Here is a 20,143-nt window from a genome sequence, read left to right on the forward strand (position 1 = left end):
CGTATTCTACGACTGGGATCAGCAGGAAGATCAGCTGGATTGAAACGGAAAGTTAAGCGTACAGGTCTATGCCCAGCATGGATTGCAGTTCAGAGCGTTGCTGCTGGTTGGCAATGTCCTGGTAGAGTGCGGTTTTTTGCAATGCCTGAGCCCCAGCTGGCATGGCATTTTGCCGGCTGCGGTTTTGCTCCAGTGTATCCAGTGCTTTTTCAGAGCGGCGGATGCCCTGCCCTTGCGGTAGTTCCGAGTTAACAGCTGGCTGTTGCGGCCGGGCAGGCCGTGGCGTGGTATCCCGAAAGATCCCGGCAACGCCTGTAGCAGCAAGATTATTTTCCAGACTAAAACTCAAGGCAGTGGCTCAGCAAAAAAATAAATGATTGACTGAAGTATAACCAGTGTCGGCGGCAGTGCCAAGTAACCAGAAAGAGCCAACTAACGCCCTGGCAGCTTTTGCCAACTGACAGTATCCCTTACATAACTAGGCTCTGCCTGCTCGGCGGCAACAAAGTGACCCGCATCCCACGCCTGCCTGGCCTGGGGCAACATATCCTGCGCCGATGGGTACAAAATATCGCTGCTTTTTGCTGACTGCCATTGCTGCAGCACTTCAGCATAAGTCTGCCAACCAGTGCCCACCGCGGTAAAATCCTTACCAGAATCAAGCGGGGCCAATTGGTCCGGTTTAACCGCTTGCTCTTGGCCTTGCAGCTGCATCAGGCCATTGGCATCCAGTTGATAATGGCCAAAATAGATTTCGGCCATACGGGCATCGATGGCTGCGAGCACCTGGCTGGCCTGCAACTGCCGGTAAGCGGCCTGCGCCATGGCGGCCAGGGTCGAAACACCGTAGACCGGTAAGTCGGCACCGAACGCCAGCCCCTGCGCCACCCCAACGCCAATCCGCACACCGGTAAAGCTGCCCGGCCCTTTGCCAAACACCAGGCCATCGAGCTGGGCTAAGCTTAGACCACTGTCGGTCAGTAGTTGCTGCACCATTGGCAGCACCCGCTTGCTGTGCTGCTGTGGGCAGACTTCATCAAGCGTCAGCAGCTCATTGCCATTCAGCAGAGCCACAGAGCACGCTTCGGTTGAGGTATCCAGGGCCAGTAATTTCACGCCATACTCCAGAGGTCACAGCCAAAAAGACAGCGGATTTTACCTTGGCTGGCTGTAAAGTGCCAAGGATTACAAATTCTCTTTGTCGGCAATAAAGCCAAGTACCGTCGTAAGATCGCGCGTTCGGCGCATCGGTGGCAGGCTTTTTAAAAAAACCTCACCGTAAGGCCGGGTCACCAGCCGGTTGTCGCAAATCACCAGCACACCGCGATCGGTCACATCACGGATCAAACGCCCTACGCCTTGCTTTAGGCTGATCACCGCCTGCGGCAGTTGCACGGCAGCAAAGGGATCCACGCCCTGCTTGCTGCTGGCTTCCATCCGGGCCTGCAACAAAGGATCGTCCGGACTGGCAAAGGGCAGTTTGTCGATAATCACCAGACTCAGCGCATCGCCACGCACATCCACCCCTTCCCAAAAGCTGCTGGTGCCAAGCAAGACGGCATCGTCCAGCTGCACAAACTTATCCAGCAGTACCCGTTTGCTGGTTTGGCCCTGCACCAGCACCGGCTGACGAATCTGCTCTGGCAGCACCTCGGCCATCCACTTCAACATGCGATGACTGGTAAAGAGCATAAAGCAGCGGCCCTGATTGGCCTCAATCAGCGGTATGGCGGTGTTGAGTAAGGCTTGCTGCATCGCCTGATGCTGATGCGGCTCGGGCAAATAACGCGGCACACAGAGCAGTGCCTGCTGCAGGTAATCAAAGGGACTGTCCAGCAGCAGGGTATCGGCCTGCTCCAGCCCCATTTGCTGCTGATAATGGGCAAAGCCGCCATCCACCGAAAGCGTGGCCGAAGTAAAAACCCAGCTTTTTTGGCCAGCAAACACCACCTCGCGAAATTTTTCCGCAATGCTCAGCGGCGTCAGGTGCAAGGTCAGATGCAGGCGGCTGGTGTCGTACCAAAGACTGACATCCGGCTTGCTGGTATCGATCAGTTTTTGCAGGCGATTGCGGTTTTGCGCCAGCCGCTCAAAGCAGTGATCAACGGCGTCACTGCGGCCCAAGCTTTCCTTCAGGACCTGATACAGCAACTCCATACTCTCGGTTAAACGCTGCATCATGCTTTGCATCTGCGGTTGCTGACTGCGCTCACGCCAGTTGCCCCGCTCGGGCTCTACCGGGAACTGCAAGCGCCAGTCTTTCACCTGCTGCGCGACTTTGTCGGTGATTTTGCGCAGCTGAGGGTGATCGCGCAGTTCGGTTTTGCAGGCCAGATCCAGGTCGCGGCACAGCTCCAGCAACTGCCGGCTGGAAACGTGCTCGCCAAAGTAATCGCAGGCTAAATCCGGCAATTGATGCGCTTCATCAAACACAAACACATCCATTTGCGGTAGCAGCTCACCAAAGCCGGTGTCTTTAATCGCCAAGTCAGCAAAAAACAAATGGTGATTCACCACCACCAGATCAGCCGCCTGAGCTTTTTTGCGGGCTTTCAGTAAATGGCAGTCTTCGTACACCGGGCAGTCTTTACCGAGGCAGTTGTCGGTGGTGCTGGTGACATAGGGCAAAGCTTTGGAATCTTCGGCAATGTAGGTCAGCTCACCGATATCGCCGGTTTGGGTTTCGGCTGCCCACTTGTTGATTAAAGTTAAATCCTGCATCAACTGCGGCTCGGCCACCGGCACATGGGCCACATGCTGCTCCAACCGGTACAGGCAAAGATAATTGGCGCGGCCTTTTAACAAGGCCAACTGCAAAGGACTGGCCAAAGCGGCGGTCATGCTGGGTAAATCACGGTGAAACAGTTGTTCCTGCAGATTCTTGGTCCCGGTCGAGATCAGCACTTTCTGGCCGGATAACAGCGCCGGCACCAGATAGGCGAAGGTCTTGCCGGTACCGGTACCGGCTTCGGCCAGCAGCACGCTTTGCTTTTCAATGGCATGGGCGATGCGATCGGCCAGCTGCAACTGCGCATCGCGGGCGCGAAAGCCTGGGATCTGACGGGCCAAAGGCCCTGCTGGACGAAATGCTGCTGCCACCTCTGCGCGAATGGATGCCATGCCTGCCTTAACCAAGGTAAAGATAATGTTGTGGCGCTATGGTAGCAGATAAGGCTTAGATATAGATATCGACATGGCCGTCCTCGTCGACGGTTTGTTGATCCTCTGGTGTGGTTTCCGGTGCTTCTGGCAAGCTGCCGGCTTGGCGTTTTTTCCCGCCATAGTGGTCATCGCGCTGATCGCGTTCTTTCTTCAGTGGCGTTAACCGGGCTTCTTTAAACACAGGCGGGACTACCCTGGGTTCCTGATCGACTGGGGTACCCGGGGTGCGCTGCAAAAATGGAATAATGACATCCATTGCCCGCCTCCATGATTAAGTCGTTAAAAGCTTAGCTTGTTATCGGCTGCCAGAAAAAAAAATTAAGTAAGCTTTTACATTAAGCTAGTAGATTTGACACCAGAACAACATGCAGGTTTCAGAACACAACTGAAATGACTATACAACAAGTGTAAAATATCGACAAAATAATACATTACCTAGCTTAAATATTGGATGAAGGTTTTAAGTCAAAACGACGAAAAACAAATAATGGCCAATAATAACATAAACTTAATAGAAATACGAAACTGCTGTTTTTTGATTGAAAACACTTGTCAGCTGGGAGCAAAAAGGATAAGTTGTATAACAACAAACAAACAACAAAGAGCAAGCGATGAGCCTGAATCTCATTCACCGCCACCATCATCATTACTAAGCCATCCGGCTTTGTCGGAGGGCTGATGTTTGGTTCCTCCGGTGGCAGCTTGCAGAAACCCCGGGAGAGCCCGGGGTTTTTTCTTATTGATTTCGGAGTACCAACATGACGTTTAACCAAAATTCCAACCGCCTACGGATTGCGATGCAAAAATCCGGTCGCCTGTCGCAGGAATCCCAGGCGCTGCTTGGCAGCTGCGGCCTGAAAATTAATTTACGTGAGCAGCGGTTGATTGCGCATGTTGAAAACATGGCGATTGATATCCTGCGGGTTCGTGACGACGACATCCCCGGCCTGGTAATGGATGGTGTCTGCGATCTTGGCATTGTCGGCGAAAACGTGCTGGAAGAAGAGTCCTTGCAGCGCCAGCTGGATAACGAGCCCTGCGATTATGCCGTGCTTAGCCGGCTCAATTTCGGCGGCTGCCGCTTATCCATCGCCGTGCAGCAAGAGTCGGCCTACGATGGCCCGGCCAGCCTGAACGGCAAAACCATTGCTACCACCTACCCGCGACTACTGAATCGCTACTTGAAGCAGCAAGGAGTGCAAGCCCGCATCGTCACCTTAAAAGGGTCGGTCGAAGTAGCGCCCCGGGCCGGCCTGGCCGATGCCATCTGTGACCTAGTTTCAACCGGCGCAACCCTGGAGGCCAACGGCCTGAAGGAAGTCGAAGTCATTTACCGCAGCAAGGCGGTGCTGATTCAGCGTAAAGATCTGGCCGACGCTGCCCAGTTAAAGCTAATCAACACCCTGATGCCACGCATCAATGCCGTTATGCAGGCCAATGAAAGCAAGTACATTATGCTGCATGCGCCCAAAGCCAAACTAAGCGACATTATTGCGCTGCTGCCAGGCGCGGAAAACCCAACCCTGCTGCCACTGGCTGGCAATGACGATCAGATGGCGGTGCATGTGGTCAGCAGCGAAACCCTGTTCTGGGAAACCATGGAGCAATTAAAATCCTTAGGCGCCAGCTCCATTTTGGTGCTACCGATTGAGAAGATGATGGAGTAAGACATGACGCAGTGTCTGAACTGGCAGCAGCTAAGTGCTGCCGAACAAGCCGCAGCTCTGGCCAGGCCCAGCCTGCCAGACTCGGCGGGGCTTACCACCACAGTGGCAGGCATTATTGCCGAAGTACGCCGCGATGGCGATGCGGCGCTCAAACGTCTGAGCACCCAGTTTGATGGCCTGGCCGACAATGCCTTGCTGTTGTCCCAAGCGCAGCGAGCCGCCTTGATAGCAGAGCTTAAGCCCGAGCGTAAAGCCGCGATTGAGCTGGCTTATGGCAATATCCGTCGTTTTCATGCCGCCCAACAGCCCAGCGATATTCAGGTCGAAACCACGCCGGGTGTCTTCTGTGAATTGCGCCAGCGGCCAATTGGCTCGGTTGGCTTGTACATTCCGGGCGGCAGTGCTCCGTTGCCGTCCACCGTGCTGATGCTGGGTGTACCAGCCCAGCTGGCCGGCTGCCCACGCACCGTGCTGGTGACGCCTCCGGGACGGCCTTCGGCTGCGGATATTGCTCCGGAAATTGTCTATGCCGCTGAGCTTTGTGACATTCAGCAAATCTTTACCATTGGCGGCGCTCAGGCCATTGCCGCCCTGGCCTATGGCACACAAAGCATCCCCAAGGTCGATAAAATTTTTGGCCCTGGCAACCGCTATGTCACCGAAGCCAAGCAGCAAGTCAGTCAGGATGCGCAAGGCGCCATGATTGATATGCCGGCCGGGCCTTCCGAAGTGCTGGTACTGGCCGATGACAGCGCCAACCCTGCTTTTGTCGCCGCCGACTTGCTGTCGCAGGCCGAACACGGGCCGGACTCGCAGGTCTTGCTGGTCAGCCCCAGTCAACCGCTGATCGACAAAGTGCTGCAGCAAGTGGAGCAGCAGCTCAAAATCCTGCCACGGGCCGATATTGCCCGCCAGGCACTGAGTCACAGCCGGGCTATTTGCACCGCCGACTTGGCGACAGCGGTAGCCGTCACCAATGCCTATGCGCCGGAGCATTTAATTGTGCAAACGTACAACGACGATGCCCTGGTGCCGCAATTTACCAGCGCTGCCAGCATCTTTGTCGGCCCCTGGACGCCGGAGTCTGCCGGGGACTACGCCAGTGGCACCAACCATGTGCTGCCGACCTATGGCTACAGCCGCACCGCTTCCAGTTTATCGCTGACCGATTTTTACCGCCGCTTTACCGTGCAAAAACTGACGGCAGCGGGCATGCAGGCGATAGGCCCGGCCATTGTCACCTTAGCCGAAGCCGAGCAGCTGGGTGCTCATGCCTTAGCCGTATCTTTGCGCTTACAACAACTGGATCCAAAACAAGGGGCATCTGTCAATGAACGTTAAGATATCTGAACTGGCCCGCGCCTCCGTGCAGGCCATTGTGCCCTATGCCTCGGCCAGACGCAGCATGAGTGGTGGCGCCAGCTGGCTCAATGCCAATGAGAATGCACTGGCAAGCGAGTACCAGCTCAGCGGGCAGTTTAACCGCTACCCTTCCTGCCAACCGGCTGCGCTGATTGAAAGCTATGCCCGCTACGCCGGCGTTCGCCCGGAGCAGGTGTTGGTCAGTCGCGGCGCCGATGAAGGCATTGAACTGCTGATCCGAAGTTTCTGTGAGCCGGGCAAAGATCGCATTGCCATCTGCCCACCGACCTACGGCATGTACGCCATCAGCGCCGAGAGCAATCAGGTCGCCTCCGTCATCGTGCCGCTGCAACCGGATGCCAGCCTGGATGTTGAAGCCCTGATGCAGGTCGCAGCCAAGCTGGTGTTTATTTGCAGCCCGAACAATCCGACCGGCGACCTGATTAGCCGCCAGCAAATTGTCAGCGTGCTGGAGCACTTTGCCAGCAGCGCTTTGGTGGTGGTGGATGAAGCTTACATTGAGTTTGTCATGCAGGCATCAGTGGTCGATTTATTGGCGCAGTACCCGAACCTGGTGATCCTGCGCACCCTCTCCAAAGCCTTTGCGCTGGCCGGCCTGCGCTGTGGCTTTACCCTGGCTGCGCCCGAGGTGATCAACGCCTTAAAGCAAATGATCGCGCCCTACCCCATTGCCGAGCCGGTGGCGCAAATTGCGGTGCAGGCCTTATCAGAGCAAGGCATTGCCCGCATGCAGCAAAGCGTCGCCATCATCAATCAACTGCGCGCTGAATTCAGTGCCTTTGCCAGCACACTGCCAGGTGTATCGCGGGTTTGGCCCAGCCAGGCCAACTTTGTGCTGCTGCAGGTCCCGGATGCCGCCGCTTGCGTTAGTGCACTGCAACAGCAGGGCATTTTGATCCGCAACCAATCGGCACAGCTTGGCTTGTCGGAAGTGGTGCGGGTGTCGATTGGCAGCCCGGATGAGATGCAGGCGCTGCAACAAGCGATGCAGGACTATTTTAGCAACACGGGTGCGTGCACCCCCAATTCACAGGAAGCAACGGCATGAGTGGCCAACCGATCCTTTTTATTGACCGTGACGGCACCATGGTGGAAGAGCCCGCCATCGATAAACAGTTAGACAGCCTGGAAAAGCTGGTGTATGAACCCGGCCTGGTGCCGGCCTTGCTGAAATTGCAGGCCGCCGGTTACCGGCTGGTGATGGTGACCAATCAGGATGGCCTGGGGACCGACAGCTTCCCGCGCCCAACCTTTGATGCGCCGCACGACAAGATGATGCAGCTGCTGACCTCGCAAGGCATTCAGTTTGACGATGTGCTGATTTGCCCGCACTTTGAGCATGACAACTGCAGTTGCCGCAAACCCAAACTGGGTTTAGTCAAAGACTATCTGCAGCAAGGCAAAATCGATTTTACCAACTCCTATGTCATTGGCGATCGTCAGACCGATGTGCAGCTGGCAGAAAACATGGGGCTGCCGTCATTCCAATACCAGCGTGACAGCCTGGGTTGGGCCGAAATCACCCGGCGTATTTTAAGCCGGGGCCGAAGCGCCGAAGTGGTTCGTACCACCCGCGAAACCGATATCCGGGTGGCGGTGGACCTGGATCAGCCTGGCAACAACCAGTTTGATACCGGCATTGGCTTTTTCGATCACATGCTGGAGCAAATTGCCACCCACGGCAACTTCTCGTTGCAGGTCACGGTAAAAGGCGATCTGCACATCGACGATCACCACAGCGTGGAAGATACGGCGCTGGCACTGGGTCAGGCACTGAAAAAAGCCCTTGGCAATAAGCGTGGCATCAACCGTTTTGGCTTTGTGCTGCCGATGGACGAGTGCCGCGCCGAATGTGTGATGGATTTATCCGGTCGCCCTTTGTTTAAATTCAACGCCGAACTCGGCGATGGTCTGGTCGGTGGCCTGAACCTGGAAATGGTGCCGCACTTTTTCCGCTCCCTCAGCGATGCCATGCTGATGACGCTGCATTTGAGCATCACCGAAGGCAACAAACACCATCAGGTGGAAGGCTTGTTTAAAGCCTTTGGCCGGGCCCTGCGCCAGGCCATTACCGTCAGTGGCGAGGCCCTGCCAAGCTCCAAAGGGGTGCTGTAATGAGCGGTTTGGTTATTGTCGATACCGGCTGCGCCAACATCAGCTCGGTGTATTTTGCTTTCAAGCGCCTGGGAGCAGACGCCACCATCAGCAAGGATCCACGTGCCATCAAAGCCGCCAGCCGCATTGTGCTGCCGGGCGTTGGCAGTGCCCGTCAGGCCATGCAGAACCTGCAGCAGCGTGAACTGATCGAATGCCTGCAAGCAGTGCAGCAGCCGTTGCTGGGAATTTGCCTTGGCATGCAGCTGCTGACCGCCCACAGCATGGAGGGCGATGTGCCCTGCCTGAATTTGATCCCGGGTGAAGTGCTGCCGCTGCAGGCCAATGGCCTGCGCCTACCGCATATGGGCTGGAACACCTTACACAGCATCAGCGAGCACCCACTGATGGCTGGTTTTGATCCCCAGGATTACGTCTATTTTGTGCACAGCTTTGGGGTGGCTCCCAACCGTTATAGCCTAGCGCTGTGCGATTACGGCAACGATTTTTCAGCAGTGATTGGCAAAGGCAATGTGGCCGGTGCCCAGTTTCACCCGGAGCGCTCCGGCAAAACCGGCGCCCGTTTACTGCAAAACTTTCTGGAGTGGCAACCATGATTATTCCTGCCATTGATTTAATCGACGGCCAAATAGTCCGGCTGTATCAGGGCTCGTACGACCAAACCACCGAATACAGTTTCAGCCCGCTGGCACTGCGCGATCAATACGCGGCTGCCGGCTCACCCATTTTGCATGTGGTGGATTTATCCGGCGCCAAAGATGCCAGCAAGCGCCAACTGGCCTTGCTGACCAAGCTGATGACCAAGGCCCCGCTTCACATCCAGGTCGGCGGTGGTGTGCGCTCAGAGCAGGATGTGCAGGAGCTGTTAGCGGCGGGCGCCAGCCGGGTAGTGATTGGCAGCCTGGCCATTCGCCAGCCCGAACTGGTGCAAAGCTGGCTCAGAACCTATGGCGGTGAACGCATCGTGCTGGCCTTGGATGTGGCCATTAACGCTGAAGGCGAGAAAACCCTGCCCAGCCATGGCTGGATTGAAGCCTCCAATGTGACCTTAGAGCAGGTGCTGGATGGCTTTATTGCCGCCGGCGCCCGGCATGTGCTATGCACCGATATCAGCAAAGATGGCACCTTAAGCGGCTCCAATGTCGCTTTGTATCAGGAGCTGACCAAGGCTTACCCACAAATTGCCTGGCAGGCATCCGGTGGCATTGGCTGCCTGGACGATATCCGCGCCCTGCGTGGCTCCGGCGTGGCCGGTGTGATCCTGGGCCGCTCCTTACTGGAAGGCAAGTTTACCCTTGAGGAGGCCATAGCATGCTGGCAAAACGGATAATACCCTGCCTGGATGTGCGGGATGGTAAAGTCGTCAAAGGGGTGCAATTTCGCAACCACGAAATTGTCGGCGATATCGTGCCGCTGGCCGAGCGCTACGCCAAAGCCGGTGCCGATGAACTGGTGTTTTACGACATCACCGCCTCAAGCGATGGCCGGGTGGTCGATAAAAGCTGGGTGCAGCGCATCGCTGAAGTAATTGATATTCCGTTTTGCGTCGCGGGTGGCATCAAAAGCGTTGAGGATGCCGGCCGCATTCTGGAAATGGGTGCCGATAAGATTTCGGTCAATAGCCCGGCGCTGCTTAGGCCTGAACTGGTGCGCGAGCTGCACGATACCTTTGGTCAGCAGTGTGTGGTGGTCGGCATCGACAGTTTCTTTGATGTCGCCAGTGGTCAGTATCAGGTGTACCAATTTACCGGTGACGAAAGCCGTACCCAAAAGACCCGCTGGCTGACCCGCGACTGGGTGCAAGAGGTACAGCAACTGGGTGCTGGTGAGATTGTGCTGAACTGCATGAATCAGGATGGGGTACGTAAAGGCTATGATATTGCCCAGCTCTCGACCATTCGCGCTTTGTGTCAGGTGCCTTTGATCGCCAGTGGTGGCGCCGGGGCAATTGAGCACTTTGCCGAGGTGTTCCAGCAAGCCGATGTCGATGGCGCTCTGGCGGCCAGCGTGTTTCACAAAGCGGTGATTGAGATTGCCGATTTAAAGGCACAGCTGATTGCCGCTGGGGTGTCTATTAGACCCTGAGATATCCAGGGATGGCCGGATGGTGTTTTTCCGGGAACCTGAGACGCCCGGACGGCGTATCAAGAGCGCCCAGGGAGGGGTTTACAGCGTTTCCCGGAAAAATCACCATTGGTCAGCCCGGTGACAATAAACAGGTGTAGGCAACAAGAGCAGACTGCACACGGAGACGTCGTGAATACATCCCTGTAGGCTCTGCTTTGGCATCCATGCCAAAGAAGCTCCGCTTAGCAGTCTACTCCTGTTGCTTGCAGACCGCGGTGCAGGGGTGACCGGATGGTGTTTTTCCGGGAACCTGAGACGCCCGGACGGCGTCTCAAGAGCGCCCAGGGATGGGTTTACAGCGTGTCCCGGAAAAATCACCATTGGTCAGCCCGGTGGCAATAAACAGGTGTAGGCAACAAGAGAGACTGCACACGGAGACGCCGTGAATACATCCCTGTAGGCTCTGCTTTGGCATCCATGCCAAAGAAGCTCCGCTTAGCAGCCTGCTCCTGTTGCTTGCAAAGCTTGGTGTGTAGCCAGTGAAACCATAAACTAAATAAAACAAACTTGAGAAGCGACCATGAATAAAGACACCATCAGCCAACTCAAATGGCCCGACACCGGCCTGCTGCCAGCCATTGTTCAGCACGCCATCTCCGGCAAAGTGCTGATGCAGGGCTATATGAATCAGCAAGCGCTCAGCCACACCCTTAGCAGTGAAAAAGTTACTTTCTTTAGCCGCAGCAAACAACGGCTCTGGACCAAGGGCGAAAGCTCAGGTCATACCCTGGACTTGGTTGCCATCAGCAGCGACTGCGATGATGACAGCATCCTGGTGCTGGCGATGCCCAAGGGCCCGACCTGCCATGTTGGCACCGAAACCTGCTGGCACGACGATCAAAGCAACAGCCCGGCGCTCAGCTTCTTGTACGATTTAGAGCAGGTGATTCAAAGCCGCAAAGAGGCCGATCCTGCAAGCAGCTACACCGCCAGCCTCTTTGCCAAAGGGGTGAAGCGCATCGCGCAAAAGGTCGGTGAAGAAGGTGTCGAATCCGCCCTGGCGGCCATGGCTGGCGATCGGGAAGAACTGAAAAATGAAGCCGCCGATTTGCTGTTTCATTTGCTGGTGTTGCTGCAAAGTCAGCAGCTTGAGCTAAGCGATGTACTTGAGGTGTTAAAAGCACGCCATCGCTAACTGAGTAGCGCTACAGTACTGGCAAGCTCGGCATACAGTTCTGTTCAAAATGCCGACTGAAATAATACATGCATTGCCCTCTTTGCAACCAGCTTGGGCTAGACTTAGCAAGTCATGACGAAAAAACAGCCCCACCTGCACCGTGAGGCCAACCTGATCCAGATGCTGGACCCAATAACCAGTGACTGGAATCAGGCTTTGCCAGCACCTGATGAGACGGTTGCCGAAGAATTGGTAGCCGCAATTGACTTTTCCCAGTTGAATATTCTGTTCGAGAACTTTTTGCAAGTGATGGGCATTCCCATTGCACTCATCGATATGCAAGGTAAAGTATTAGCATCCTCGCACTGGCAGCGCGCCTGTGCCCACTTCCATCGTCAAGCTCCCGATACCTTAAGCCGCTGTCTCGAAAGCGACCGGGATCTTGCACTGCAACTGGAGCAAGGCAAAAACTACTCGGTGTACCGCTGCCGCAACGGCTTGATCGACTGCGCCACCCCAATTTTTCTGGAAGACCGCCATATTGCCAATCTTTTTATCGGTCAGTTTTTTACCAGCGAGCCTGATATTGCCTACTTTACCAGGCAAGCTGAACAAGCCGGCTTTGATGTCACGGAATACTTAGCCGCCATTGATGAAGTGCCAATTGTGAATGAAGCCAAGCTACCAGCCATACTCAATATGCTCTCAGCGCTGGCCCTGCAAATCAGCCAGCTTAGTTTGCTCAATAGCCGCTACCAACAAAGCCTGAAGCATACCGAACAGCTGGTAGCAGAACGCACCCAAGAGCTGCAGATGCAAAATACCATCTTGCAACAGATCAGTGAGGGAGCGCCACTTAGCACTGTGTTACGGCACTTAGTACAGCAAGTGGAGGCGCTGCACTCTGGAGCGATTTGTTCCATTTTATTACTGGATGAGGATGGTCTAACTCTGCGCCATGGCGCAGCACCTTCGCTGCCAGATGCCTACAATCAAGCCATCGATGGTGTCCAAATCGGTGTAGGGGTCGGCTCCTGCGGCACAGCGGCTTTCACCAAAGAAACCGTGATCGTCAGTGATATTCAACAGCATCCTTATTGGCAACCTTATCTGGCTCTGGCAGAGCTGGCTGGCGTTCGAGCCTGCTGGTCACAGCCGGTCATTACTTCTGAGGGCAAAGTACTGGGGACCTTTGCTATTTACTCAAAACAACCTGCCGAACCCTCGCCGCAACTGCTGGATAAAATCAACAGTTACAGCAAACTGGCCGAACTGGCTATTAGTCGCAGCCTAAGCAGTCAGCAAATTCGGCAACTGGCATTTTACGACAGCCTCACCCGCTTGGCCAACCGACGCTTGCTGGAAGAGCACCTGCTGCAGGTTATAGCAGCCAGTCAGCGCAGCCAAAAGTACGCCGGCTTGATGTTTATTGATCTGGACAACTTTAAGCCAGTCAATGATCTCTATGGCCACAAAATTGGTGATGCTTTGCTGGTAGAGGTTGCCAGCCGCTTGCAGCAAAGCGTCCGCAGCGCCGATACGGTAGCACGCTTTGGCGGGGATGAATTTGTTGTGTTAATACGCGATATGGACAGCGACGAGGCCAAAGCACGCCAGCAGCTGGAAGCCCTGGCCGCTAAAATCCAACAACGGTTGCTGCACCCTCACCCACTCCCCAGCGGTAGCATGCATCAATGCAGTTGCAGCATTGGTTTGGTGTTGTTTATGGGGGAAAGCAGCAGCGATGAGCTGTTACGACGGGCCGATGCAGCCATGTATACAGCAAAAAAACAGCACAGTCAGACCAGTTGGTACCAAAATTAAAGCTGAAACCATTTCTTTGCTGAAGTGCAGAGTTAGTTAATTCACTCTTTGTCGCCCCCAGCCAGCAAGTCACCTGCAAGCCTTACAAAATCTGAGGAGGTCAGGATGCCCAGCAGATTGTCTTCACTGTCGACTACCGGCAAACAGCCGTGTTTATTCTTTAAAAAATAGCTGATGACTTGCTGCAAGGGTTGGTCTGGCTGCACCGTGGCAAAGTCGGTATCCATCAACTCACCGATCAGCTGCTGCTTTTCTTTGCGCTCCATCGCACTGGTGCCGTATTTGGCCAGCAGCCCCATCACAGTAGCAATCATTTTTTTCTGTGTCAGCACCCCCACCAGTTTGTCTTGTTGATCCAACACCGGTATATGGCGGATATTCTTGCTTCGCATCAAATCATGCGCATCTTTCAGGCTTTGCTCACGGCGCACGAATAATGGGTTGGCTGTCATTAACTGCGCCACGGTTTTTGCGGTCATAATCAGATCTCCTTGCTCGGATTTAATGCAAGCTTAGCCAAATTCGCGCCAACTTTCCCGATACAGATCAAACTTTAGCTGGCTTGGTAAGACTGCTGCCCAACGAGGCGGTGATCACCATGGCAATGGCCAGCCATTGCCACAGGGTCAGAAACTCCGCCAACAACAAAAGGCCGGCCACAGCGGCCACAGCGGGCTCAACACTCATCAAGACACTGAAGTTTTTCGCGGGCAACCGCTTTAATGCCACCATTTCCAGACTGTACGGCAAAGCACTCGACATCAGGGCCACCATCAAAGCCAGTGGCAGTACCTGCCATTGGAACATTGCCGTGCCAGCAGTCAGCACCCCTAAAGGAAAGAGATACAGTGCGGCAATGGTCATGCCCAGCGCCACAGTAGCACCGCCGGGGGCCAAATGACCGGCTCGTTGACCAAACAAGATGTAACCGGCCCAACAACCGCCTGCTGCCAATGCCAACGCAACCCCAACCGGGTCAAGCGCATCAGCCCCCCGCATGTCCGGCATCAGCAAAAACACTCCGGCCAGCGCAAATCCCACCCAGAGCAAGTCCAGCTTTCTTCGTGATGACAACAAAGCCACCGCCAAGGGACCGGTAAACTCAAGCGCCACTCCTACCCCTAGCGGGATCCGTTCTATCGCCATGTAAAACAAGATATTCATGCCACCAAGACAACCACCATAGATGATCAGTGCCTGCCATTGGCGTCCTTTCGGCCAGTGCCGCCAGGGACGAAACACCAGCCAGAGAATCAATGCCGAGAAGCCAACCCGAAGGGCTGTGGTGCCCTCTGGGCCAATTAATGGAAACAGTTGCTTGGCAACAGAAGCGCCCGACTGAATAAACACCATGGCCAGCAGCACGCTGACCACGGCCAACAACAAGGTTTTGAGATTGGTGTCGGACATAACAGGGAGTCTCGGGAGTCAGGAAAGGGCAACCTGATCAGTATAGCGGAAACGAAGCTGAAGTTTGAGCGCTACTTTTGGCGAACCCGTGTCAAGCTCCTTTATCCTTGGGCTGCAACGCAAATCGCAGCACATCCTTCCAGGACACAATGCCGAGCAAGCGTTGCTCGGCATCCACCACTGGCAAGCAACCAATGTTGTATTGCAACAACAAGTTGGCTGCTTCTTTGATGCTGGTTTTATCCGATACACTGATTGCCGGGGACGTCATCACATGACGGACCCGGCGGCTTTGAATGTAGTTCTCGACACTGGTTTCAAAGGCCGAGTCCATTACCGGGCTCAGCGCACGAAAGTAGTCTTTCACCGAGATAATGCCTTGCAACCGACCCGAGCTATCCACCACCGGCAGGTGCTGAAACTTGGCCGCAGAGAACACCTCGCGCAAGGATGACAAACTGGCATCCTCAGTCGTGGTTTGCACTTTATGGCTCATGATGGTTCCGATACGGCTCATAGCCTTCCTAAATCAACACCAGAACGAGATTATTCATCCGGCTTTTCAAAACCTTCAATAGTGACGCCAGACAGCAGCCCTGAACCTCTGGTGTCATTGCTTCGCAGCTTGATCATCAAACGCAAATCGTTTGGCGAGTCGGCATGATGCAATGCATCGGCATAACTGATTTTGCCGCGCTCATAGAGATCATACAAGGCCTGATCAAAGGTTTGCATACCAAGTTCGCGCGATTTCGCCATCACCGCCTTGATTTCGCCCACTTGTCCCCGGGCAATCAGATCAGCCACCAACGGCGAGTTCAGCAGCACCTCAATGGCAGCGACACGGCCAGCTCCATCGGCTGTTGGCACCAGTTGCTGAGCAACAATTGCCCGCAAGTTCAGCGACAAATCAAACAGCAGTTTTTGGTGCATTTCTTTTGGTACCAAATGCATGATGCGGTCAACGGCTTGGTTGGCGTTGTTGGCATGCAAGGTCGCTACACACAGATGACCGGTTTCGGCAAAGGACAACGCATACTCCATGGTCTGCATATCGCGCACCTCACCAATCAGGATCACATCTGGCGCTTGACGCAGCGAGCTTTTTAAAGCCGCAGAAAATGATTCTGTATCAATGCCGACTTCACGCTGGGTAATCAGACTCTTGTGGTGTTCGTGCACAAACTCAATCGGGTCTTCAATGGTCAGAATATGACCTTTGGCATTGCGGTTGCGGTAGCCAAGCAGAGCCGCCAGTGAGGTCGACTTACCGGTACCGGTACCACCGACAAAAAGCACCAGCCCGCGTTTGGACATGATGATTTCTTTTAAGATAGGAGGCAGCCCCAAATCATCGGCATTGGGAATATCGGTCACGATGCGCCTGATCACCATTCCTGCATGATCGCGTTGCCAAAAGGCAGATACCCGAAATCGCCCCGCCTGGTTTGAAATAGCAAAGTTGCATTCTTTACTGACCACAAACTCCTGCTTTTGCTTCTCCGTCATGGCCGACACAACAAGTTGGTAAGAGTCGTCTTCGCTAAGGGGTTGATCTGCGATGGGCACCAGCTCGCCATTGACCTTGGCAGCGACTGGCATTCCTGCGGTCACAAAAAGATCGGATGCTCCTTGGTCCACCATGCTTTGCAAATAATCGAGTAGCTCCATAGTCCCTCCCTACATCCGCCCCATGGTACTAAAAGTGTTTTTGTCCTGAGCTTTGCCCTGGGCATCTTTTTGCGACACCATGCCACGATTGACCAGGTTAACCAAACATTGATCCATGGTTTGCATGCCTTGTGCCGCTCCAGTTTGGATCACCGAGTACATTTGGGCAATTTTGTCTTCCCGGATCAAGTTACGAATGGCAGGAACCCCGATCATAATTTCATGGGCAGCGACCCGGCCACCGCCAATTTTCTTTAGCAGGGTTTGCGAAATAACGGCCCGCAGCGATTCTGATAGCATGGAGCGAACCATGTCTTTTTCTTCGCCGGGAAAGACGTCAATAATACGGTCAATGGTTTTCGGTGCTGAGGTGGTGTGCAAGGTGCCAAACACCAGGTGACCGGTTTCAGCCGCAGTCATCGCCAGTCGAATGGTTTCAAGATCCCGCAGCTCACCAACCAGAATAACATCGGGATCTTCCCGCAAGGCCGAGCGTAAGGCATTTTTGAAGCTGTGGGTATCGCGGTGGACTTCACGTTGGTTAATCAGAGATAGCTTGTTTTGATGGACGAATTCGATGGGGTCTTCAATGGTCAAAATATGATCGTAACGGGTGGTATTGATGTAGTCGATCATCGCCGCCAGGGTGGTACTCTTACCCGAGCCGGTCGGCCCAGTGACCAACACCAGACCCCGCGGATTTTCTGAGATCGTTTTAAAAATATCCGGCGCGGCCAAATCATCCAGCGTCAACACATCGCTTGGGATGGTCCTAAACACCGCTGCCGCCCCGCGGTTTTGCACAAAGGCATTGACCCGGAAGCGAGCTAGGTTTGGCACTTCAAAAGAAAAATCTGTTTCCAGGTTTTCTTCGTATTCTTTTCGTTGTTTATCGGTCATAATTTCATACACCAAGGCGTGAACTTCTTTATGATTCAACGAAGGAATATTCAGCTTGCGGACATCACCATCCACCCGGATCAATGGCGGCACCCCGGCAGAGAGGTGTAAATCGGAAGCTTTGTGTTGCACACTAAATGCCAGTAACTCAGTAATATCCATAACAATTCTCACTTAATACAATAGAGTATATGACTACCATAGCAGAACGCTTGCAAAGCGCCTACCGACAAATTGCAGAGGAATGCACTAAGCTTGGGCCAAGTGCAGCAAATGCGCAATTAATCGCCGTCAGCAAAACCAAACCGGTCAGTGATATTTTGTCCGCTTACGCTGCCGGTCAACGTCATTTTGGTGAGAACTACCCGCAGGAACTGGCTGAAAAAGTGCAACAGCTTTCGCAATACACAGAGCTGTGCTGGCACTTCATCGGTCCTTTGCAATCGAATAAAACACGACTGGTTGCCGAAGCGGCCAGCTGGTGCCACAGCTTGGACCGGGTAAAAATTGCCGAGCGTTTGTCCGCCCAGCGTCCAACCAACATGCCAGCACTGAAGGTCTTGCTGCAAGTTAATATTAGTCAGGAGAGCAGTAAGGCGGGCATAACGCCAGAGGCTATCTTGCCGCTGGCCAAAACGGTGGATGCTTTACCAGGCCTTGAGCTGAAAGGGTTGATGACAATTCCAGCACCCAGTGCACAGCAACAAGTGGAAACAGCCTTCGCCAGCATGCAGCAACTTAGTAAGGAACTGCAACAGCATTACCCCAAGGCCACCGAACTCTCGATGGGGATGAGCGATGACTGGCAACTGGCTCTACGATACGGCGCAACTATGATACGATTGGGCACCGCAATTTTTGGCGCAAGGAATTATGAAAGACATGAATGACAACGTGGTGGCATTTATTGGCGCCGGCAATATGGCGCGCTGCGTGATTGCAGCCATGATCAAATCAGGTTATCCGGCCAGCAATATTATTGCCAGCAATCGTACTCAACCCAAATTAACGCAGTTGGCTGAGGATTATGGCATCCGTACCTGCCTGGATAATCTGGAAGCAGTGCGTCAGGCCGATGTGATTGTGCTGGCGGTGAAACCACAAATGATGGCCGAAGTATGCCAGCATCTGGTCGAGCATGCGCCTGAAATCCGTGAGAAGCTGTTCGTGACTGTAGCTGCTGGCTTGCCGGTTAGCCGTTATGAAAGCTGGCTGGGCGAAGTACGACTAGTGCGCAGCATGCCCAACACCCCCTCATTGGTAGGGCTTGGTGTCACCGGGCTTTTCCCAAGCCGCTGCTCCAATTACGAAAAAGCCTTTGTTGATGCCATGTTTAAAGGCACCGGCATGACGGTCTGGCTGGAGCAAGAAGCTGAGATCGATCATGTTATTGCCGTGACCGGCAGTGCACCGGCTTATTTCTTCTTTTTTATGCAGGCAATGCAACAAGAAGCAGAAACCCTGGGCTTTGCACCAGAGCAAGCAAAGAAAATGGTGGCACAAACGGCTATGGGCGCAGCCACCATGGCGTTGGAGAGTCAGCACAGTTTTGCCGAATTGCGCAGCCAGGTCACCTCCAAAGGGGGCACCACCCATGAGGCAGTCACCAGCTTCGCTGATGCCGGCCTTGAAACCATGGTCAGTAATGCCATGCAGGCCGCGATTCGCCGCGCCCGTGAGATGGCAGAAACACTTTGAACGATGCAGAAACAAACTACTTGGGACTTCTATGAATAATGCGCTGCTTTTTTTGATCAATACCGGCTTTAGCCTCTACCTGATGGTGGTGGTGTTGCGACTCTGGTTGCAATTGGCCCGGGCAGACTTTTACAATCCGTTCAGTCAATTTATTGTCAAAGCCACCAACCCGCTGGTCCTGCCGCTGCGCAAAGTGATCCCCAGTCTGGGGCAGCTCGATACCGCCACTTTGGTATTGGCCTGGCTGGTCGCCGTGTTGAAGATGCTGGTGCTACAGCAGTTATTACTGGGTGGCGTAGCCCTGAGTCAGGCACTGGTTGCCGGAGTTCTGGTGCTGGTGAAAGAAAGTCTCAGCCTGATGTTTTGGATTTTGGTGATCCGCGCCATTCTCAGCTGGTTCAGTCAGGGTCGCAATCCCATTGAGCAGGTCCTGCATCAGTTGACCGATCCTTTGCTGCGTCCAATTCGGCGTGTCATCCCACCGATGGGCGGCTTGGATCTGTCGGTATTGGTAGCACTGATCGCACTGCAGTTTATTCAAATTCTGCTGGCTGACGTGTTGCGTGGCTTTTAACTGCGGCTGGTGCGGCTGGCGAGCAGCTGCTCCGCTATACTTGAACCCCTGACACGACTCTGTAAGGAGATACCCAATGAGATTCTGGCTTGGCTGTTTTTTTGCTATTCTCGCCTGGTCTGCTCCAGCCGAACAAAAGCAGCAACTGGGCCCCTGGGATGTGCATTACCTGGCCTTTAACGCTACTTTTTTAACGCCGGAAGTAGCCCGTAGTTACGGCATTGAACGCAGTCGTTTTACCGGCTTGGTGAACCTGTCGGTGTTAAACAGCAGTGATCAGGTTGCTCAGCAGGTGAATGTCACAGGCACGGCCAGAAACTTGCTGGGGCAGCAACGTACCCTGCGTTTTCAGCAAGTGCGTGATGGCCAGGCTGTCTATTACTTTGCCCCGCTGACTGTGCGCAATGAAGAGCTATGGCGCTTTGATATTGTCTTGCAGCAAGGCAACGAGCAGCAACGGCTGCGTTTCGAGCACACCTACTACACCGATTGAGC

At 54.3% G+C, this 20,143-nt stretch carries 22 protein-coding genes; 13 read left to right on the plus strand and 9 right to left on the minus strand.

Features of this window, described 5'->3' with window-relative positions; genetic code table 11:
* Positions 1 to 52: 52 nt before the first annotated feature.
* From Q3O59_RS11400 to Q3O59_RS11415, 4 genes are all read right to left on the minus strand, one after another.
* Positions 53 to 349, minus strand: coding sequence for a hypothetical protein (locus tag Q3O59_RS11400; protein ID WP_305945692.1), 297 nt, complete (start codon positions 347 to 349; stop codon positions 53 to 55).
* An 83-nt stretch (positions 350 to 432) separates the two neighbouring features.
* Positions 433 to 1,116: a tRNA (adenosine(37)-N6)-threonylcarbamoyltransferase complex dimerization subunit type 1 TsaB gene (tsaB, locus tag Q3O59_RS11405; RefSeq protein WP_305945693.1), complete on the minus strand. Its 684-nt coding sequence runs from the start codon at positions 1,114 to 1,116 to the stop codon at positions 433 to 435.
* Between the two features lie 69 nt (positions 1,117 to 1,185).
* Positions 1,186 to 3,120 carry a DNA repair helicase YoaA gene (gene yoaA / locus Q3O59_RS11410; RefSeq protein WP_305945694.1) on the minus strand — a complete coding sequence of 645 codons (1,935 nt, stop codon included), beginning with the start codon at positions 3,118 to 3,120 and terminating at the stop codon, positions 1,186 to 1,188.
* A gap of 55 nt (positions 3,121 to 3,175) precedes the next feature.
* On the minus strand, positions 3,176 to 3,418 hold the full coding sequence (locus tag Q3O59_RS11415; protein ID WP_305945695.1) for a hypothetical protein: 243 nt from the start codon (positions 3,416 to 3,418) through the stop codon (positions 3,176 to 3,178).
* A 502-nt stretch (positions 3,419 to 3,920) separates the two neighbouring features.
* On the opposite strand from Q3O59_RS11415, the gene hisG reads away from it, so the two are divergent.
* The 9 genes from hisG (at position 3,921) to Q3O59_RS11460 (ending at position 13,395) form a co-directional block, all read left to right on the plus strand.
* A complete protein-coding gene (gene hisG, locus Q3O59_RS11420) occupies positions 3,921 to 4,829 on the plus strand; it encodes an ATP phosphoribosyltransferase (protein ID WP_305945696.1) in 909 nt (302 codons plus the stop codon).
* 3 nt (positions 4,830 to 4,832) lie between these two features.
* The gene (gene hisD, locus Q3O59_RS11425) at positions 4,833 to 6,170 is read left to right on the plus strand and encodes a histidinol dehydrogenase (RefSeq protein WP_305945697.1); all 1,338 of its coding nucleotides are present in this window, start codon (positions 4,833 to 4,835) and stop codon (positions 6,168 to 6,170) included.
* Positions 6,160 to 7,260 carry a histidinol-phosphate transaminase gene (hisC, locus tag Q3O59_RS11430; protein ID WP_305945698.1) on the plus strand — a complete coding sequence of 367 codons (1,101 nt, stop codon included), beginning with the start codon at positions 6,160 to 6,162 and terminating at the stop codon, positions 7,258 to 7,260. Before hisD ends, hisC begins: the two co-directional genes overlap by 11 nt.
* Positions 7,257 to 8,327 (plus strand): bifunctional histidinol-phosphatase/imidazoleglycerol-phosphate dehydratase HisB, encoded by a 1,071-nt coding sequence (hisB, locus tag Q3O59_RS11435; RefSeq protein ID WP_305945699.1) that lies wholly within the window; start codon positions 7,257 to 7,259, stop codon positions 8,325 to 8,327. The genes hisC and hisB overlap by 4 nt, the downstream gene beginning before the upstream one ends.
* Complete coding sequence (gene hisH, locus Q3O59_RS11440; protein WP_305945700.1) at positions 8,327 to 8,923, plus strand: imidazole glycerol phosphate synthase subunit HisH; 597 nt, start codon at positions 8,327 to 8,329, stop codon at positions 8,921 to 8,923. The genes hisB and hisH overlap by 1 nt, the downstream gene beginning before the upstream one ends.
* On the plus strand, positions 8,920 to 9,657 hold the full coding sequence (gene hisA, locus Q3O59_RS11445; RefSeq protein WP_305945701.1) for a 1-(5-phosphoribosyl)-5-[(5-phosphoribosylamino)methylideneamino]imidazole-4-carboxamide isomerase: 738 nt from the start codon (positions 8,920 to 8,922) through the stop codon (positions 9,655 to 9,657). Before hisH ends, hisA begins: the two co-directional genes overlap by 4 nt.
* The gene (gene hisF, locus Q3O59_RS11450) at positions 9,639 to 10,412 is read left to right on the plus strand and encodes an imidazole glycerol phosphate synthase subunit HisF (RefSeq protein ID WP_305945702.1); all 774 of its coding nucleotides are present in this window, start codon (positions 9,639 to 9,641) and stop codon (positions 10,410 to 10,412) included. The genes hisA and hisF overlap by 19 nt, the downstream gene beginning before the upstream one ends.
* 562 nt (positions 10,413 to 10,974) lie before the next feature.
* Complete coding sequence (hisIE, locus tag Q3O59_RS11455; RefSeq protein WP_305945703.1) at positions 10,975 to 11,589, plus strand: bifunctional phosphoribosyl-AMP cyclohydrolase/phosphoribosyl-ATP diphosphatase HisIE; 615 nt, start codon at positions 10,975 to 10,977, stop codon at positions 11,587 to 11,589.
* Positions 11,590 to 11,703: 114 nt separating this feature from the next.
* On the plus strand, positions 11,704 to 13,395 hold the full coding sequence (locus tag Q3O59_RS11460) for a PocR ligand-binding domain-containing protein (protein WP_305945704.1): 1,692 nt from the start codon (positions 11,704 to 11,706) through the stop codon (positions 13,393 to 13,395).
* Positions 13,396 to 13,436: 41 nt separating this feature from the next.
* Here Q3O59_RS11460 and Q3O59_RS11465 read toward each other — a convergent pair whose 3' ends face one another.
* The 5 genes from Q3O59_RS11465 to Q3O59_RS11485 form a co-directional block, all read right to left on the minus strand.
* Positions 13,437 to 13,874 (minus strand): CBS domain-containing protein, encoded by a 438-nt coding sequence (locus Q3O59_RS11465; RefSeq protein ID WP_305945705.1) that lies wholly within the window; start codon positions 13,872 to 13,874, stop codon positions 13,437 to 13,439.
* A gap of 67 nt (positions 13,875 to 13,941) precedes the next feature.
* The gene (locus Q3O59_RS11470) at positions 13,942 to 14,805 is read right to left on the minus strand and encodes an EamA family transporter (RefSeq protein ID WP_305945706.1); all 864 of its coding nucleotides are present in this window, start codon (positions 14,803 to 14,805) and stop codon (positions 13,942 to 13,944) included.
* A 91-nt stretch (positions 14,806 to 14,896) separates the two neighbouring features.
* Positions 14,897 to 15,322, minus strand: coding sequence for a CBS domain-containing protein (locus Q3O59_RS11475; RefSeq protein ID WP_305945707.1), 426 nt, complete (start codon positions 15,320 to 15,322; stop codon positions 14,897 to 14,899).
* 29 nt (positions 15,323 to 15,351) lie between these two features.
* Entirely contained in the window at positions 15,352 to 16,476 is a 1,125-nt protein-coding gene (locus tag Q3O59_RS11480) for a PilT/PilU family type 4a pilus ATPase (protein WP_305945708.1), read from the minus strand.
* 9 nt (positions 16,477 to 16,485) lie between these two features.
* Positions 16,486 to 17,538, minus strand: a complete 1,053-nt coding sequence (locus tag Q3O59_RS11485; protein WP_305945709.1) for a type IV pilus twitching motility protein PilT — start codon at positions 17,536 to 17,538, stop codon at positions 16,486 to 16,488.
* Positions 17,539 to 17,567: 29 nt separating this feature from the next.
* On the opposite strand from Q3O59_RS11485, the gene Q3O59_RS11490 reads away from it, so the two are divergent.
* The 4 genes from Q3O59_RS11490 to Q3O59_RS11505 all read left to right on the plus strand — a co-directional run bounded on the left by Q3O59_RS11490 (position 17,568) and on the right by Q3O59_RS11505 (position 20,141).
* Complete coding sequence (locus tag Q3O59_RS11490) at positions 17,568 to 18,266, plus strand: YggS family pyridoxal phosphate-dependent enzyme (protein ID WP_305945710.1); 699 nt, start codon at positions 17,568 to 17,570, stop codon at positions 18,264 to 18,266.
* The gene (gene proC / locus Q3O59_RS11495; RefSeq protein ID WP_305945759.1) at positions 18,259 to 19,074 is read left to right on the plus strand and encodes a pyrroline-5-carboxylate reductase; all 816 of its coding nucleotides are present in this window, start codon (positions 18,259 to 18,261) and stop codon (positions 19,072 to 19,074) included. Before Q3O59_RS11490 ends, proC begins: the two co-directional genes overlap by 8 nt.
* Positions 19,075 to 19,105: 31 nt before the next feature.
* Positions 19,106 to 19,648 (plus strand): YggT family protein, encoded by a 543-nt coding sequence (locus Q3O59_RS11500; protein WP_305945711.1) that lies wholly within the window; start codon positions 19,106 to 19,108, stop codon positions 19,646 to 19,648.
* Between the two features lie 76 nt (positions 19,649 to 19,724).
* Positions 19,725 to 20,141, plus strand: coding sequence for a DUF4426 domain-containing protein (locus Q3O59_RS11505; RefSeq protein WP_228591578.1), 417 nt, complete (start codon positions 19,725 to 19,727; stop codon positions 20,139 to 20,141).
* The last annotated feature ends 2 nt before the right edge of the window (positions 20,142 to 20,143 follow it).

The sequence above is a fragment of the Alkalimonas delamerensis genome (assembly GCF_030717955.1).
Lineage (GTDB): Bacteria > Pseudomonadota > Gammaproteobacteria > Enterobacterales > Alteromonadaceae > Alkalimonas > Alkalimonas delamerensis.